Source organism: Proteus vulgaris, assembly GCF_011045815.1.
Taxonomy (GTDB): Bacteria; Pseudomonadota; Gammaproteobacteria; order Enterobacterales; family Enterobacteriaceae; genus Proteus; species Proteus vulgaris_B.
Genome location: NZ_CP047344.1, coordinates 2,270,108 through 2,287,876 on the forward strand (window position 1 = coordinate 2,270,108; position 17,769 = coordinate 2,287,876).

The 17,769-nt window shown below is 36.0% G+C and carries 15 protein-coding genes and 1 tRNA gene; 10 read left to right on the plus strand and 6 right to left on the minus strand.

Annotated features, from left to right (window positions below; genetic code table 11):
- Nucleotides 1-67 precede the first annotated feature (67 nt).
- Genes GTH24_RS10725 through GTH24_RS10740 form a run of 4 tightly spaced genes read left to right on the plus strand, consistent with a single transcriptional unit; the run spans nucleotide 68 to nucleotide 3,473 of the window.
- The gene (locus GTH24_RS10725) at nucleotides 68-1,111 is read left to right on the plus strand and encodes an ABC transporter permease (protein ID WP_072068295.1); all 1,044 of its coding nucleotides are present in this window, start codon (nucleotides 68-70) and stop codon (nucleotides 1,109-1,111) included.
- Complete coding sequence (locus GTH24_RS10730) at nucleotides 1,111-1,941, plus strand: ABC transporter permease (protein ID WP_072068296.1); 831 nt, start codon at nucleotides 1,111-1,113, stop codon at nucleotides 1,939-1,941. Before GTH24_RS10725 ends, GTH24_RS10730 begins: the two co-directional genes overlap by 1 nt.
- Nucleotides 1,934-2,770, plus strand: a complete 837-nt coding sequence (locus GTH24_RS10735) for an ABC transporter ATP-binding protein (protein WP_072068297.1) — start codon at nucleotides 1,934-1,936, stop codon at nucleotides 2,768-2,770. Before GTH24_RS10730 ends, GTH24_RS10735 begins: the two co-directional genes overlap by 8 nt.
- Complete coding sequence (locus GTH24_RS10740; RefSeq protein WP_371032474.1) at nucleotides 2,757-3,473, plus strand: ABC transporter ATP-binding protein; 717 nt, start codon at nucleotides 2,757-2,759, stop codon at nucleotides 3,471-3,473. Before GTH24_RS10735 ends, GTH24_RS10740 begins: the two co-directional genes overlap by 14 nt.
- A gap of 85 nt (nucleotides 3,474-3,558) precedes the next feature.
- On the opposite strand, the gene GTH24_RS10745 is transcribed toward GTH24_RS10740, so the two are convergent.
- Nucleotides 3,559-4,203, minus strand: a complete 645-nt coding sequence (locus tag GTH24_RS10745; protein WP_072068299.1) for a YchE family NAAT transporter — start codon at nucleotides 4,201-4,203, stop codon at nucleotides 3,559-3,561.
- Nucleotides 4,204-4,717: 514 nt separating this feature from the next.
- Here GTH24_RS10745 and adhE point away from each other — a divergent pair.
- Entirely contained in the window at nucleotides 4,718-7,384 is a 2,667-nt protein-coding gene (gene adhE / locus GTH24_RS10750; RefSeq protein ID WP_072068300.1) for a bifunctional acetaldehyde-CoA/alcohol dehydrogenase, read from the plus strand.
- Between the two features lie 1,260 nt (nucleotides 7,385-8,644).
- Here adhE and GTH24_RS10755 read toward each other — a convergent pair.
- Complete coding sequence (locus GTH24_RS10755; RefSeq protein WP_072068301.1) at nucleotides 8,645-9,241, minus strand: thymidine kinase; 597 nt, start codon at nucleotides 9,239-9,241, stop codon at nucleotides 8,645-8,647.
- 509 nt (nucleotides 9,242-9,750) lie between these two features.
- Between GTH24_RS10755 and hns the strand changes: the two genes are divergently transcribed.
- Entirely contained in the window at nucleotides 9,751-10,155 is a 405-nt protein-coding gene (gene hns, locus GTH24_RS10760; protein ID WP_072068302.1) for a histone-like nucleoid-structuring protein H-NS, read from the plus strand.
- 230 nt (nucleotides 10,156-10,385) lie between these two features.
- Here hns and GTH24_RS10765 read toward each other — a convergent pair whose 3' ends face one another.
- The 3 genes from GTH24_RS10765 to rssB all read right to left on the minus strand — a co-directional run bounded on the left by GTH24_RS10765 (nucleotide 10,386) and on the right by rssB (nucleotide 13,769).
- Nucleotides 10,386-11,393 (minus strand): NAD-dependent epimerase, encoded by a 1,008-nt coding sequence (locus GTH24_RS10765; protein WP_115349879.1) that lies wholly within the window; start codon nucleotides 11,391-11,393, stop codon nucleotides 10,386-10,388.
- 268 nt (nucleotides 11,394-11,661) lie between these two features.
- Nucleotides 11,662-12,570: a UTP--glucose-1-phosphate uridylyltransferase GalU gene (galU, locus tag GTH24_RS10770; protein WP_072068304.1), complete on the minus strand. Its 909-nt coding sequence runs from the start codon at nucleotides 12,568-12,570 to the stop codon at nucleotides 11,662-11,664.
- A gap of 179 nt (nucleotides 12,571-12,749) precedes the next feature.
- Entirely contained in the window at nucleotides 12,750-13,769 is a 1,020-nt protein-coding gene (rssB, locus tag GTH24_RS10775; protein ID WP_164526396.1) for a two-component system response regulator RssB, read from the minus strand.
- Nucleotides 13,770-13,918: 149 nt separating this feature from the next.
- Between rssB and GTH24_RS10780 the strand changes: the two genes are divergently transcribed.
- The 3 genes from GTH24_RS10780 (at nucleotide 13,919) to GTH24_RS10790 (ending at nucleotide 15,618) form a co-directional block, all read left to right on the plus strand.
- The gene (locus GTH24_RS10780; RefSeq protein ID WP_072068305.1) at nucleotides 13,919-14,392 is read left to right on the plus strand and encodes a YchJ family protein; all 474 of its coding nucleotides are present in this window, start codon (nucleotides 13,919-13,921) and stop codon (nucleotides 14,390-14,392) included.
- A gap of 38 nt (nucleotides 14,393-14,430) precedes the next feature.
- Entirely contained in the window at nucleotides 14,431-15,279 is an 849-nt protein-coding gene (gene purU / locus GTH24_RS10785) for a formyltetrahydrofolate deformylase (protein WP_115349881.1), read from the plus strand.
- 254 nt (nucleotides 15,280-15,533) lie between these two features.
- Nucleotides 15,534-15,618, plus strand: a tRNA-Tyr gene (locus tag GTH24_RS10790).
- 31 nt (nucleotides 15,619-15,649) lie between these two features.
- Here GTH24_RS10790 and GTH24_RS10795 read toward each other — a convergent pair.
- Complete coding sequence (locus GTH24_RS10795; RefSeq protein WP_164526397.1) at nucleotides 15,650-16,513, minus strand: LysR family transcriptional regulator; 864 nt, start codon at nucleotides 16,511-16,513, stop codon at nucleotides 15,650-15,652.
- 446 nt (nucleotides 16,514-16,959) lie between these two features.
- On the opposite strand from GTH24_RS10795, the gene xthA reads away from it, so the two are divergent.
- Entirely contained in the window at nucleotides 16,960-17,766 is an 807-nt protein-coding gene (gene xthA, locus GTH24_RS10800) for an exodeoxyribonuclease III (RefSeq protein WP_072068308.1), read from the plus strand.
- Nucleotides 17,767-17,769 lie beyond the last annotated feature (3 nt).

Genomic DNA, 17,769 nt, shown 5'->3' on the forward strand with positions numbered 1-17,769 from the left:
TAAAGCCATCCACAGTCATGTTATTGTGGATGGTCTGTTTTTTGCCATTTCACTAGGCTATTGCTGTATGAACACTGCTATGACGTTACCTATTCGTCTAAAAAGCCAGTTAATTACTTTTGCTCAAGGAATATTGACATTAGTACTTACGCTTTTTGGGCTTCTTGTAATTACTTTCACACTTTCTGCACTTTCCCCTGTTGATCCTGTTCTGCAAATTGTCGGTGATCATGCAAGCCTCGAAACATATAACCAAGTCAAACATGAATTGGGGCTAGATTTACCTCTCTATATGCAGTTTTTTCACTATGTAGAAGCATTATTACAAGGACATTTGGGTACAGCGACATCAACGGGTCAACCCGTTCTTGATGATTTATTATTGACTTTCCCAGCCACTTTAGAGTTAGCAACGGTCGCATTGGTTATTGGTGCCAGTTTGGGCATTTTATTTGGCGTATTATGTGCTCGTTTTGTTGGTACACCTCTCGATTTTGTTTTACGCATTTTAACGCTATTAGGTAGCTCTGTTCCTATTTTCTGGTTAGGTTTAATTTTATTATTAATTTTCTATGCCACACTGCAATGGACCGCAGGCCCCGGACGATTAGACGATATATATCAATTTACGATTGAACCTGTAACAGGCTTTGCGTTAATCGATACCTTATTAGCCGGTGATAAAGATGCCTTTTTTAACGCGTTATCACACCTTATTCTGCCCGTTTCTCTGTTAGCTTATTTTGCCCTTGCCTCTATTACTCGCTTAACACGCTCGGCCTGTTTAAACGAAATGAATAAAGAGTATGTCACCTTAGCAAGAGCAAAAGGTATTAGTGAGTTACGTATTCTCTTTTATCACGTATTACCCAATATTCGTGGTGTATTAATGACCATTATCGCCTTGTCTTATACCGGTATGTTAGAAGGTGCGGTATTAACAGAAACGGTCTTTTCTTGGCCGGGAATTGGTCGATATCTTACAACCGCACTTTTTGCGGGTGATACCACAGCCATTATGGGCGGTACTTTAATTATCGGTTTATGCTTTGTCTTTATTAATAATATGACCGATATCGTTATTCGTTTGACTGATCCGAGGCTCCGCTAATGTCACCGTCATTTTTAAGAAAAATAGCGCGTTCGCCTTCCGCATTTATCGGTTTATCGTTGCTTATTTTACTGTTAATTATTGCTATTTTTGCACCTTGGCTAGCCCCTTACGATCCCAATTGGCAACATGCAGCTCAACGCTTATTAGCACCCAACGCTGAACACTGGTTAGGCACAGATAATTATGGGCGAGATATCCTTTCACGTATTATTTATGGCACACGCCCAATGCTTGGTTTGGTGGGATTGGTGGCTATTATCACCTTACCATTAGGATTGTTGGTCGGGATTTTATCGGGTTATTACGGTGGATGGACTGAACGTATTTTAATGCGATTCACTGACGTTGTGATGTCAATGCCTTCATTGATCCTAGCTTTTGCCTTTGTAGCAATGTTAGGCCCCGGTCTTCTTAATGGAGCATTAGCACTGGCTTTAACCGCATGGCCTGCTTATGCACGTCAATCTCGCAGTGAAATTCAACATTTGCGCAATAGTGATTACCTTGCTGCGGCTGAAATGATGGGAATAAAAGGTGTTCGACTTTTATGGGGACATATTTTACCGCTATGTTTACCGTCAGCCATTGTGCGTTTAGCGCTTAATTTAGCGGTGATTATTCTTGCTGCCGCAGGTTTGGGCTTTCTTGGATTAGGTGCTCGTCCTCCTATGGCTGAATGGGGAGCAATGATAGCAGAAGGTATGCCCGTTATTTTTGACCAATGGTGGGTAGCCGCTATTCCGGGTACAGCAATTTTGATCAGTAGTCTCGCCTTTAATTTATTAGGTGATGGGCTTCGGGATATATTGGGAGATACCCATGAGTAAAACACCTTTAATTGAAGTGAAAAAACTCTGTATTGATTATCCAACGGCAAGAGTGGTTAATAACGTCTCTTTTACTTTAGGCCAAGAGCGTTTAGCCGTGGTGGGTGAATCAGGCTCGGGTAAATCAATGACAGCTCGCGCATTAATGGGACTCGTGCGTCAACCAGGAAAAGTTAGCGCAGAGCAGCTCAATTTGATGGGAAATAATCTATTGAATTTTTCATCGCGCCAATGGAATAACACTCGAGGTAATACTATTTCGATGGTATTGCAAGATCCCCGTTATGCATTAAATCCGGTAAAAACCATTTATCAACAAGTGGAAGAGTCGGTAAAACGCCATCAAACACTTTCACGCCAAGATAGGCGACAATTGATTATCGAAATGCTGTTATCTGTTGGCTTTCCTGAGCAGAGTATTTACCGCTATCCCGGTGAATTATCAGGAGGAATGGGACAACGGGCAATGATTGCTATTGCGCTAATTAATAACCCAACAATTCTAATTGCTGATGAACCAACATCAGCGCTTGATGCCCAATTACGCCATCAAATTCTTGAACTGATTACCACCCAATGTGAGCAGCGCAAGATGGGTTTACTACTTATTAGTCATGATTTACCTCTGGTTGCTGAATACTGCGAACGTGTAATGGTGATGTACCAAGGCGAACAAGTGGATGAACTCAATGCGAAAGCATTACCGACAGCCACACATCCTTATACGCGTACACTTTGGACATGTAGACCTAATGCAAGCACTTATGGCACACAATTGCCAGTATTAGATAGGACGCTTAATTTCAAGGAGCAACATCATGCTAATTGATATTCATGATTTACACGTTCAATTTGAGCAAGGCAAACAAGCAAAGCATGTTGTAAAAGGGATCAACTTACATGTCCAACAAGGTGAAACCTTCAGCTTAATAGGTCGTTCTGGTTGTGGAAAATCAACTGTTTTACGTGTCATTGCTGGATTATTGCCTCATTGGCAAGGTAGCATGTCACTTTTAGGGCAAACCATTAAACCACAGCAACGTTTTCAAGGCGCATTGCGCCGTAATATACAGATGGTATTTCAAGATCCCTATGCCTCTTTACATCCCCAACACCGTATTGAGCGTGCTTTTTCTGAACCTTTGAAAATTCATCAAATTCCTTTTGATAACAGCACAATTGAACAGGCATTAGCTCAAGTCGGCTTATCTGCGGATGTAGCAAGCCGTTATCCTCACCAACTCTCTGGTGGACAACGCCAACGAGTTGCTATTGCAAGAGCCCTTTTGCTACAACCTCAATTGTTATTATTAGATGAGCCAACTTCAGCATTGGATATGTCAGTGCAAGCCGAGATCTTAAATCTGCTTAACACCCTAAAAAAACAGCATAATATGACTTATTTATTAGTGAGTCATGATGCCGATGTGATTGCTCATATGTCTGATAGAGCCGCATTAATGGAAAATGGCGAATTGACTCAACACTATGATAGAGAAGCGTTATCAAAAGGAATACATCGTCTTGATTAACATGGAAGAAGTGATGTAATAAATAAAAAATCGCAGTATTAAAAAAACACTGCGATTTTTTAAAATGCTACTGTGTTAACGATATTTAAACTAATAAGCCCGGAAAAATAGAACGCAAACCGGTCACAATAAACTCAATACCTAAAGACATTAATAATAAGCCCATTATACGGGTTACCACGTTAATTCCCGTTTGCCCTAAGTATTTCACTAATAGTGTTGCACTACGAAAAAGCAACCAACAGCAGAATGCAAAAAAGATACTGGTTGCGGCTAATCCCAAAAAGTTAGTAAAACCTTCCCAGCGAGAACTCCATACAATACAAGAACTAATTGCCCCAGGCCCTGCCATTAATGGTAACGCTAAAGGTACAACTGCAACACTATTACGTACGGCAGATTCATTTCGTTCTTGATTGTTTTGCTTATCTTCCCCTAAACGCCCATTTATCATGGTCATGGCAATTGTAACAATCAGCATCCCTCCCGCTATACGAAACGAGTCGATAGAAATACCGAAAATATTCAGTATAGAATCGCCGATTAACAGAGATGAAACCAAAATAATTGCAACGGAGCCATTTGCAATTAAATTTGTTTTGTTTCGCCCTGCATCCGTTTGATAACTCGTCATACTAATAAAAACAGGCAAAATACCAATTGGGTTTACAATCGCAAAAAGACCCACAAAAAATTTAATATAACCGGATAAATCCAGCAGTGCCCCCATGAAAAGCCCCTTCTTGGCTAATAAACATGCGAATTATTCTATAAAAGATAGAGTAACTCTAAAAAATCCGCGTTACTTTAAATCAATAAACCAGTTAATTCTATTAGTTAACAAGTTTTTACCTAAAATATTCTCTTGTAAACCGATAAAAACCTAGTGGTTTAATTTTATATCGAAATATGAGATACGACAAAAAAATCGTTGATGATTTTTTACATATGATTATCATTCTCATCAATAGTCATGCTGAAAGGTGTCAGCTTGTCAATTTTGTGATATATATCACGTTAATTAATTAGAAAGATGGTAAGCTCTTATCATTCGGAAAAAGAGGGTAATTTTAAAAATATATTTATGTTTATTGTTGTTTTTTTTAAGTTTTTTAAGCAAATTAGGGCTTCTAATTATTATTACTGAAATAAGTACGATGTCATCTATCTAGACTATTCTTATTAATGATGATCAAAACGGCTAATTTGCTTAAAAAATTTAACATTTTATCAGGAGTCTCTTTATGTCTGTAACTAACGTTACTGAACTCAATGATTTGGTTGCTCGTGTAAAAAAAGCTCAACGTGAATTTGCTAACTTCTCTCAAGAACAAGTTGATGCAATTTTCCGTGCTGCTGCATTAGCTGCCGCTGACGCCCGTATTCCTCTGGCAAAATTGGCTGTGAAAGAATCTGGCATGGGTATCGTTGAAGATAAAGTGATTAAAAACCACTTTGCTTCCGAATATATCTACAATGCATATAAAGATGAAAAAACCTGCGGGATCTTATCTGAAGATCTGACTTACGGCACAATGACTATCGCTGAACCTATTGGTATCATTTGCGGTATCGTACCGACCACTAACCCAACATCTACTGCGATTTTTAAAGCATTAATTAGCTTAAAAACACGTAACGGTATTATTTTCTCGCCACACCCACGCGCTAAAGAAGCAACAAATCGCGCCGCAGAAATCGTTTTAAATGCAGCTATCGCTGCAGGTGCGCCAAAAGACATAATTGGTTGGATTGATGAGCCATCAGTCGCTCTCTCTAACGCATTAATGCACCATGAAGATATCAACCTGATCTTAGCAACAGGTGGTCCAGGCATGGTTAAAGCAGCATATAGTTCAGGTAAACCTGCTATCGGTGTTGGTGCGGGTAATACTCCGGTTGTTATTGATGATTCAGCAGATATCAAACGTGCTGTAGCATCAATCTTAATGTCTAAAACCTTCGATAACGGCGTAATTTGTGCGTCAGAACAATCTGTAATCGTTGTTGATAGCATCTATAAACAAGTTCGTGAGCGTTTCTCAACTCACGGCGGTTATATGCTAACAGGTAAAGAATTAAAGGCTGTTCAAGATATCATCTTAAAAGACGGTAACTTAAATGCGGCTATCGTAGGTCAGCCAGCAACAAAAATCGCTGAAATGGCCGGCATTGAAGTACCTGTAAACACCAAAATTTTAATTGGTGAAGTAAAAGAAACAACCGAAGCAGAACCATTTGCTCACGAGAAATTATCTCCATTATTAGCAATGTACCACGCTCAAACTTTTGAAGATGCGGTACATAAAGCAGAAAAATTAGTTGAAATGGGCGGTATCGGTCATACATCTTGCTTATATACAGACCAAGATAATTGTCCTGAACATGTTGCCTATTTCGGCGATAAAATGAAAACATCTCGTATCTTAATCAATACTCCAGCATCTCAAGGTGGTATTGGTGACTTATACAACTTTAAGCTTGCTCCTTCTCTAACCTTAGGTTGTGGTTCATGGGGTGGTAACTCCATTTCAGAAAACGTAGGGCCAAAACACCTTATCAACACTAAAACCGTGGCGAAAAGAGCAGAAAATATGTTGTGGCATAAGCTTCCTAAATCTATTTACTTCCGCCGTGGTTGTTTGCCTATCGCACTGGAAGAAATTGCGACTGATGGTAAAAAACGTGCCTTTATCGTAACCGACGGTTTCTTATTCAATAACGGTTATGTCGATGAAGTTACTCGTGTACTGAAAAAATTTGGTGTTGAAACAGAAGTCTTCTTTGAAGTTGAAGCCGATCCAACATTGAGTGTTGTGCGCAAAGGCGCAGAACAGATGCACAGCTTTAAACCTGACGTGATCATCGCATTAGGTGGTGGTTCACCAATGGATGCTGCAAAAATCATGTGGGTTATGTATGAGCACCCAGAAACTCACTTCGAAGAATTAGCACTACGCTTTATGGATATCCGTAAACGTATTTACAAATTCCCGAAAATGGGTGTGAAAGCACAAATGGTTGCTATCACTACAACATCAGGTACTGGCTCTGAAGTAACACCTTTTGCGGTAGTTACTGATGACGAAACAGGTCAGAAATACCCATTAGCAGACTATGCATTAACACCAGATATGGCTATTGTTGATGCAAACCTTGTTATGAATATGCCTAAATCACTGTGTGCATTTGGTGGTTTAGACGCAGTGACTCACGCATTAGAAGCTTATGTTTCTGTATTAGCTAACGAATATTCTGACGGACAAGCACTACAAGCATTGAAATTACTGAAAGAATATCTGCCAGCAAGTTATCATGAAGGGGCTAAAAACCCAGTTGCTCGTGAACGTGTTCATAATGCGGCAACTATTGCTGGTATTGCTTTTGCTAACGCATTCTTGGGTGTTTGTCACTCAATGGCGCATAAATTAGGCTCTGAGTTCCATATTCCTCATGGTTTAGCTAATGCGTTATTAATTTCAAACGTTATTCGTTATAACGCAAATGATAACCCAACAAAACAGACGGCATTTAGCCAATACGACCGCCCTCAAGCTCGCCGTCGCTATGCAGAAATTGCTGACCACTTAGAACTTTCAGCACCGGGTGATCGTACTGCTGCTAAGATTGAAAAATTATTAGCATGGTTAGAAGAAATGAAATCTTCATTAGGTATTCCATCTTCTATTCGTGAAGCCGGCGTCCAAGAAAGTGATTTCTTAGCAAGAATTGATAAGTTATCTGAAGATGCGTTTGATGATCAGTGTACTGGTGCTAACCCACGTTACCCACTGATCTCTGAACTGAAACAACTATTATTAGATTCTTACTACGGTCGTGAATTTAATGAACATCCTGTTGTGGAAGTAAAAGAAGAATCAAAACCAGCTAAAAAAAGCAGTAAAAAATAATCGAGACACACTGTGTTAGTCTGATCCTCAAATAATCGATTATTTATTATTAATAAAAATTTGCTAATGAAGTGCCCTATAAATTTGGGCACTTTTAGTAAAGCGATATGTAAGGCCTGATTTCGATATTTAACCGGAGTCAGGCCTTTTCATTTTGTTTTACCACTAAATCGTGGCTCAGCGATTTTCTAACCAAAAAATATAAGTAGTTACCCTTAATCAACATCAATCATTTTTTTATTAAGAATGGGATTTAGAATATTTAAGCCTATATAGCTTTAAATGAGGCGCTAAGCCATTTTCTTTTTCAGCCACCCTGTTGCATTAACTACCCTAAAAAAAGTTGTCTGTGTAAATTACAGCGCTTGTCTAACTCACCACCTTCTTCATTAGTTAGCATAATTATTTTATTTTGAACCAATTATCTTTATCGAATAGATCTAAAAAGGTATTTTTAAAACCAAGATCACCATTTATTCGTTCACAATGAGTTTTATTCTCATTAGAAAAGAAGAAAAATGAACATTTCGATCTATTTAGCTTTTAAATAACGAGCAAAATATATTGATATGAAATATTTCCACATCAACGTTATTAATAACATTCACTTTATAAAGCACATAATTTCAATAAAATATTATCAAAATACTGTATGCATATTGATAAAGTAATAATTTAAGAAAGGTCGCTACTTGTCCATTTGACAGTTAAATTTACTCCTTTAGGAGTATAAAAAGTGCCGTCTTTTTCTTGTATTAAAATCCATAGAGTGAGACATGCTATTTATTAGATAATGATTCAGGCAAACCAATAAGCATCATCAATAAGACTCGATATAAATGTTTCATTATGTTAAGCATAGATAAAATAAATAGATTTATAGCCCATTATGACTATCTTTATTCAATTTTATTAAACTATGAATAATATTAATGTATCAAATGTTTTTGCGCCTTATCATTTGTAAAAAACAATATCAGCATCACAAATTAGATACCCTACGTATATTTGATTATGTTTTTTTTGATTAATGATAATGAAATCTATGAAATGAATAATATTTCTCTTAAAAAAAGAATATTTCTTTACATAAGGACATCAGAAAGTCCAACTTTTGATATAAAAAAAGCCAATAAATTGGCTGAATTTAAAAAATAGATAAATATTTTTTGGTATTAAGTAATATAAGCTTTTATTTGGACACTTATTTTAATCCCTCTTTCATCATTATAAATACACAAAAGAGGGAAAAGGAAAAGATTACTCTTGCTCGATACTCCCTTTTAGCGTTGCCTGAGTATAATGCTTACGGCAAACTGAAACATATTTTTCATTTCCGCCAATTTCAACTTGAGCACCATCGCTCAGCACATTTCCTTTATCATCTAAGCGTAATACTTTATTTGCTTTTCTACCGCAGTAACACACCGTTTTAAGCTCTACTAATTTATCTGCCCATGCTAATAAATAAGCACTACCTGTAAATAACTCACCTCTAAAGTCTGTTCTTAAACCATAAGTAAGAACCGGAATATCATAGGTATCCGTTATTTCACAAAGTTGTTCTACATGAGCCTTACTTAAAAATTGGCATTCATCAATTAATACGCAATGAATAGGTTGTTTGTTATGCTCAGCAACAATAACATCGCGAATATTCATATCATCACTAAAGAGCAATGCGTCGGCACTTAAACCGATTCTTGAACTAATTTTTCCCTTTGCAAAGCGTGTATCAATAGCCGCTGTGAAAATCAATGTACGCATTCCTCGCTCATTATAGTTATAAGAGGATTGCAATAACGATGTTGATTTTCCAGCATTCATAGCTGAATAATAAAAGTAAAGCTGAGCCATCAGCTCTCTCCTTAAATAGTGTTTATTTTCACGGGCGACAGTCTAACATAAACAGTCTGCAAGTTATCAATAACGAGTATTTATTACCTTTATTTCTATTCTAGATATACCATTCAAAGATGAGAGTCATTGTTAATGCTAATTTTTGCTTAAAAAATAAATAGCTTTAATAAGTACTTAACATATTAAAACACGCCTTGATATACGTTTATTAAAGTATGAAAGTTAACCCCAACTCATTTTTTGAAAAAAGTCCGTTATTATAAAAAAATGAACAAAGCTTTCTATTCTTTTACATTAGCGCTATCATCAGTTAAAAGATGCATTTCCTTACTCATATTTCCTTTATTGACTAAAGATACCTCAACATTTATTATTTTTTTCGTTGAGATAATAGTTTAAAAAAAAGAAATTTTACGTAAGGTTTGTATTTAGGTATTGCAGAAATTTAAATAGCAATCTATTATTAGTATTACATCAGCCAACAACATTTATTTGAGACCAGGAAAATGAGCGAATCTTTAAAAATATTAAATAACATCCGTACTCTCCGCGCACAAGCAAGAGAAACTTCTTTAGAAACTTTAGAAGAAATGCTGGAAAAGCTCGAAGTTGTCGTTAATGAGCGTCGTGAAGAATTCTCATTAGAAAAAGCAGCTGAAGAAGAGCGTGTTCAGAAATTACAAAAATACCGTGAAATGTTAGAAGAAGCCGGTATTGACCCAACAGACTTACTTGAAGCAAGTGCTGTTAATAAAACTGGCCGTGCTAAACGTGCAGCTCGCCCAGCTAAATATTCTTACGTTGATGAAAATGGTGAAACTAAAACTTGGACAGGCCAAGGTCGTACACCAGCTGTAATCAAACGTGCAATTGACGAAGAAGGCAAATCATTAGAAGATTTCCTTATCTAATTTAAGTCAATATTCTATTTGAAATACCCTTTTAATTATTTAAAAGGGTATTTTCTTGTTTACCCCTTATATTAAACAAGCGTTTAATTTTAATATGTGCTGATGTTGTTTGTATATAAGGTTGGAAGACAGAAATAAAGAGTGTAAAAATCACACTATTGACTTTTATTTATAATGAAAAAGGAGCTTTTATAGCTCCTTTTTTATTCGCTTCAATTAAGCCAACAGTTTTAGTTTCTATAATAACTTAAATACCAATCAACAAACTGTTTTACACCATATTCTACATTTGTATTTGGCGAGAAACCGGTGGCCTGAGATAAATCTTGGCAATCGGCACAGGTAGAAAGGACATCACCATCTTGCATCGGCATTAAATTTAGTTTTGCTTTAATATTTAATGATTTTTCAATTGCCTTAATAAAATCCATCAGTTTTGTTGGTTGCCCATTACCTACATTATAGATTTTATAAGGCGCAGAACTGGATGATGTCTCGCCCTTTTCTACCGTCCAGCTTTCATCCGCTTTGGGAACAATATCAATTAAACGAACAACTGACTCTACGATATCAGCCACATAAGTGAAATCGCGTGTCATATTTCCGCCGTTATAAACATCAATAGGCTCACCAGCAAGCATTGCTTTTGTGAATTTAAATAATGCCATATCTGGACGTCCCCAAGGACCATATACAGTAAAGAATCGTAATCCAGTTGTAGGTAATTGATATAAATGCGAGTAACTATGAGACATTAGCTCATTAGCTTTTTTAGTTGCTGCATATAATGAAACAGGATGATCAACACTATCTTCCGTTGAGAACGGTTGCTTTTGATTTAAACCATATACAGAGCTTGAAGAAGAATAGATAAGATGCCCTACTTTATTATGACGGCATCCTTCTAATATATTAATGTGACCGACAATATTTGCATCAATATAGGCCATTGGATTTTCAATTGAATAGCGAACTCCCGGCTGAGCCGCTAGATGAATAACACGATCAAACTGATGAGTTACAAATAATTGAGCCACTTTTGTTGAATCAACAATATCAATTTTCTCAAATTGAAACTTTTCTAACAGTTGTAATTTAGCTAATCGAGCTTCTTTTAAGCGTACATCATAATAATCATTAAGATTATCTATTCCAACAACATGGTAACCCATTTCAATTAAACGCTGACTTAAATGAGAGCCAATAAACCCCGCAGCACCTGTTACTAATATTTTCATATTATCACTCAAATAACCCAATTAATTATTATTCACGTAAACGTTATCATGCTTAATATCACCTTGATTAAACATCATAACGCTTAACATCATCATACTTTACAAAAATCAGTATGGCTCAATACATGGTTGCATTGAGCCATACCTTAATCTCTTGTGATCACTTTATCTAGCATTTCTCACAAAATCATCTGTCTATAATACAATGCATTCGCAAGAGCCATACAATAAAAACCACTATACAAAATGATTATTACTCAGTGCCATTTCACTCTACTTTCAATGATTTTATCCATTGTGCGAAATCTTCACCAAACTCTTCGTGCTGTATGCCGTATTCTACGAATGCTTTCATATACCCTAATTTATTACCACAATCGTGGCTTTTCCCTTGTAGGTGATAAGCCTCAACGGCTTCTTTTTCAATCAGCATCGCAATCGCATCTGTTAACTGAATTTCATCACCCGCACCTGGCGCTGTTTTTGCCAATAATGGCCAAATACTTTCAGATAACACATAACGACCCACGATAGATAAATTCGAAGGCGCTTCTTCTTTTTTCGGTTTTTCAACAACACGAGTAATTGGTTTGCTATCACCTGGGCATAAATGTTCTCCCATGCAATCAACAATACCATAGTTAGAGACTTCATCTTCGGGTACGGGTTCAACTAAAATTTGGCTTGCCCCAGAGCGCTCAAAATGGGAAAGCATCTCTTTCAGGTTAACTTTAGTTAAATCTGCACTGTATCTATCTAAAATGACATCGGGCAGAATAACCGCAAAAGGCTCATCACCGATTAAAGGTTTTGCACATAAAATAGCATGGCCTAATCCTTTTGCGATCCCTTGACGAGTTTGCATGATAGTGACATGACTTGGGCAAATACCTTGTACTTCTTCTAGTAACTGGCGTTTAACTCGTTTTTCTAAAATAGCTTCTAATTCAAAACTGGTATCAAAATGGTTTTCAATGGAGTTTTTAGAAGAATGTGTGACAAGGACAATTTCATTAATACCCGCTGCAATACATTCATTAACCACATATTGAATAAGTGGTTTATCAACCACAGGCAACATTTCTTTCGGAATTGCCTTAGTTGCAGGTAACATTCTTGTTCCTAATCCAGCAACAGGGATCACCGCTTTTCTAACTTTACGCACTGCTGATGACATTATATTTCTCCTGCAATTCGTACCGTTCTATTTTCAAATATGAATGGGTACATTAAAAAATAATCGCCAGAGTATACCAGCTAATATCTAAGGATAAACAGAGCCCTACCGCTTAATTGAGATAGTTCTTCATTTATGTTTAATATATGCACGATATTCTGTATTTATTTAATCTAAATTTAACTTTTATAGATAGGGGAAAACATTAATTTAATCTGATTTGTATTATCCCAAATCTTACATTGCCAATTTGTTCCTTCACATTTTATTTGGTTAATATATAAAAGTTGCAAAGTACCTAAGGGAACACCGCTATTCAATTCGAATTTTTTACTCTCTGTTTTTATTTCAGCTCGTAATCCTGCTGATGCCAATAATATATTTTTTTTCTGTGTATGATAATACCCTAAAGTGATAGGAAACTGCCCTTTTACACCTATTTCATTCAGCATCTTATTAAGTTTATTCAACATGTTATACATGCTTGGAAGCGAACGATTTTTTTCTGATGATTTTAATACATCATTAAATACAACTCGTAAGAGTAAAGCGACCAAAAGCCCATTTTCGTCGTCCCGTGATATATCAACACAATAAAAAATAATTTGATCTTCTGATAAGGCGGCAATGTCAAATAACAATCCCATTTTAGCAATATCATTTAGCTGACGATAATTAACACAATATCCCGCTACAACTTGTTTAACCTGAGGTTGCATCTGTTTTATGAACGACTGAATATAATGTGTATCTTTTCGCAAGCTATTCCAAAGAGGTTCTAAATGTATACCTTCTATTAATACTGATTCAAAAAAACCTGGGCATAATACTTCAATAACTTTTTGTTTTAATTTATCGAGATGTGTTATTGGCTTAAGAAAAATTTCTTGTGCCCCTAAACGCAACATATCATCTACTTCAGACATATTATCTGTACATGAAATAGCAATAACAGGAATAGCAAGTTTACGTTGTTCAAGGCGACATAAAAACGTAGGGCCATTCATAACCGGCATACGAATGTCACATAAAATAAGGTCGGGTAATAATCCCTTATCTAATAAAGATAACGCTTGGCTACCATTATCTGTTGTATAGACACACGCTTTTTCATGTGAGAAATATTCCGTCAGCATAGTGCGAAAAACAACCTCATCATCAATTATCAAGATTTTTTTACCCACTAAGGCTTTATTCATTGGTTACTCCAGTAACTATCGTTTCACATGCCGATTAATTAGCGATACATTACTAGTTTAGTTCAACATTGACGTTAATTATTCTCAATCATTACTTTTTTCAATCTATGGGAAATCGTCATACTAATAACGTGAGTTAGGACATTATTTTGTCGAATTTATGCCCCTGTAATAGCCAATTATTCTACTCTGATTGCTGTGAGCCTTACCATTTGGAGCAGAAAAATGCCCCAACAGCAGAAGCATTAATGCGGTCGCGTTATAGCGCGTTCGTTAAACATAATGCTAATTACTTAATAAAGACGTGGCACCCCTCTTGTCGTGTTGCATCCTTGCATGATGAATTAACTTCCGGCTTTCCAAATACACAATGGCTTGGACTCAATATTATCTCATCGCAAGCGAGCACAAATAAAAATGAGGCATACGTTGAATTCTCGGCTTGCTTTATTGAAAGAAATGCCGATGATAAACAGTACTTACATGAACGATCCCGTTTTCTAAAAATAGATGACTGTTGGTTTTATATTGACGGTGTGAAACCAAAAGTAGGACGAAACGACCCCTGCCCTTGTGGTTCAGGGCGTAAATACAAAAAATGTTGTGAAAATAACATCAAATAATTGCAAACACAGAAGTAAAAGAAAGGATTTATCCATACATGCAACACCAAAATACTCAAAAAAAAATACTCCGTACTATCTGCCCTGATGCAAAAGGTCTAATCGCAAAAATCACCAATATTTGCTACAAACATCAATTAAATATTGTTCAAAATAGTGAATTTGTTGATCATCGTACTGGTCGCTTTTTTATGCGCACTGAGCTTGAAGGCATCTTTAATGATGAAACTTTTCTTGCTGATTTAGATGATGCATTACCGCAAGGTTCTCAACGTGAATTGAATACCGCAGGTCGCCGTCGCATTGTGGTTATGGTGACAAAAGAAGCACATTGCCTTGGCGATTTGTTAATGAAGAGCGCATTCGGTGATCTAGATGTAGAAATTGCCGCTGTTATTGGTAATCATGACACGTTAAAACATTTAGTAGAACAATTTGGTATTCCTTTCCATCTTGTTAGTCATGAAGGATTAACTCGTGATCAACATGATGAAAAGTTAATTACACAAATTAATCAATACAAACCTGATTACGTTGTACTCGCAAAATACATGCGCGTATTAACACCTGCATTTGTACAAAACTTCCCGAATCAAATTATCAATATTCACCACTCCTTCTTGCCTGCCTTTATTGGTGCTCGCCCTTACCATCAGGCTTACGAACGCGGAGTCAAGATCATTGGTGCTACTGCTCACTACGTAAATGATAATTTAGATGAAGGCCCAATCATCACACAGAACGTAATTAACGTTGACCACACATTTTCTGCAGAAGATATGATGAGAGCTGGTCGTGATGTTGAAAAAAATGTACTTAGCCATGCTTTATATTGGGTACTTTCACAACGTGTCTTCGTTTATGGTAACAGAACGATTATTTTATAAGTTCTCAAACCATTAATATTGAATACATTATGATTATCTAAAAATAAACCGCGATACAAAACATATCGCGGTTTATTTTATCTTCTATTAATTTTTACGTTTTCGCTTAAAATCAATACGATAGAGCATAAAAGCTGAACAACATGCGCATTTTTACAGCAAACGATCTACTTTTAGTAAAATAGCGCTTTACAGATCTTCGGTATTTGGTATTATTGCGCCCGCTGTCACGGACAGCAAAACAATTTAATGTTGGTGGGATACCCAAGCGGCCAAAGGGAGCAGACTGTAAATCTGCCGTCACAGACTTCGAAGGTTCGAATCCTTCTCCCACCACCATCTCTTCTTAGCTTCATCCTAATAGACTTCTTTATTCCATTTTTCCAATCAAATCAATAAAACGATTCAACACACTTGAGTGATACTTAGATTTATAAATATAACAGTTGTACAGTAATGTAGGCTGGGTTAAAGGGATAAAACAGAGCTCTCCGTCATACTCATCTTTCAATGGGTTTTCATCTGTAAATAACAGAGAATGGTGCGTTTGAATAAAACGTAAACAACAATTAAGATCGTCCATCATTCTAACGCAAACAGGTTTCCCCCCATCTCTTATTTCACTCTCTAATTTTTTTATTTTAGCTGTTTTGTATAATGCGGGATCACATAACCAAATATTTTCACTTAAGAGTTTATCAATATTTTTATTAACGCTATTAGCAATCTCTCGCTGACAACAAATCCCCAAATACTTATTGTCTATTTTATGAATAAGACTAAATTTTTCACTAATAATTTTTTCTGAACTTAATATTAATGTATTTCCATCATAGTCAGGTATTTCATCAAAGCTTTCTTTTGAGAATCTCATTATATTTATATGAGAATAATTTTTATTAGCCGCCTGATAAAGTTGTGTTAAATACTGGCTTTTCCCCCAATCATAATAAACATGAATACTATTATTAATAATACCTGAGGTATGTTTTTTTGTTATCTCTTTTTCCTGAAGATAAAGTGATTTTAAATCATTATAAAGCTCAAGCCCTTCTTGCGTTAAGCTCAGACCGAACTTCTCTCGCTTAAATAGACGCTTTCCCAATACTGCCTCAAAGTCCTTTATAGACTTAGCGACTGGAGGTGTCGTTCGATTCATAACACGAGCAGCTTTACTTAATGAACCATTTTCAACTACGGCCATAAAGGCTTCTAATTTACGAGAAAAAAACATAATTCACCATTCCTTTGCTGTGTTGAACAAATAATTTCATTAATTCATTTAATGTAAATAAAATATAGATTAATTAATTTAAAAATTAATTTTAAATAAATATGGTTTTATATAAATATCTCCTTACCTCCTTTTAATGAATACAATTTATAACTGCAATGCTATTTTTATTATGTCATTATTCTTCACATATAAAGAATAATAATACTTATATTCTTCTATCAAAGATTAGTTTATGTTTCCACTTTGTTTAATTAATAATTTTTATTATGCAATTAACTATTTTTATTAATTTATCGTATTTTCTTTGATCCCTCTTTATTTTATCTAGTTTTATTTTTCTATTGATAAGCCGTGCCATGATTTAAGTGATTTACTTACATTCATTTTATGATCCTGATAGTATAAGGCATCCTATTATTCAATATATAAATGGTTACAGTCACATGAAATTTGTCTCTTTCAATATTAATGGTTTACGTGCTCGCCCTCACCAACTTGAAGCCATCATAGAAAAACACCAACCTGATGTTATCGGACTTCAAGAAACGAAAGTTCATGATGATATGTTCCCATTAGAAAGTGTGGGATCTTTGGGCTACCATGTTTTTTATCATGGCCAAAAAGGACATTATGGCGTTGCCTTATTAACAAAAACAAAACCTGTTGCAGTACGTAAAGGCTTTCCAGGTGATGATGATGATGCTCAACGCCGGATGATCATGGCTGATATTGAAACACCAGCAGGATTACTCACTGTAATGAATGGATACTTTCCTCAAGGTGAAAGCCGTGATCATGAAACAAAATTCCCAGCAAAAGAAAAATTCTATGCTGACTTACAAAACTACCTAGCAACCAGTTTAAAACCAACCTCTCCCGTCCTGATTATGGGTGATTTGAATATTAGCCCAACAGATAAAGATATTGGTATTGGCGAGAATAATATGAAACGCTGGTTAAAAACAGGAAAATGCTCTTTCCTACCTGAAGAGCGTGAATGGCTGGCAACATTGATGGGCTGGGGATTAACAGATACTTTCCGCCAACAACATCCTCAAATAGATGATAAATTCTCATGGTTTGATTATCGTTCTAAAGGATTTGATGACAACCGTGGACTACGTATCGATTTACTCTTAGCCAGTCGTTGTTTAGCGGATAATTGTATTTCAACAGGAATTGATTACGATATTCGAGGAATGGAAAAACCATCCGATCATGCACCTGTATGGGCTGAATTTAAAATCTAATCA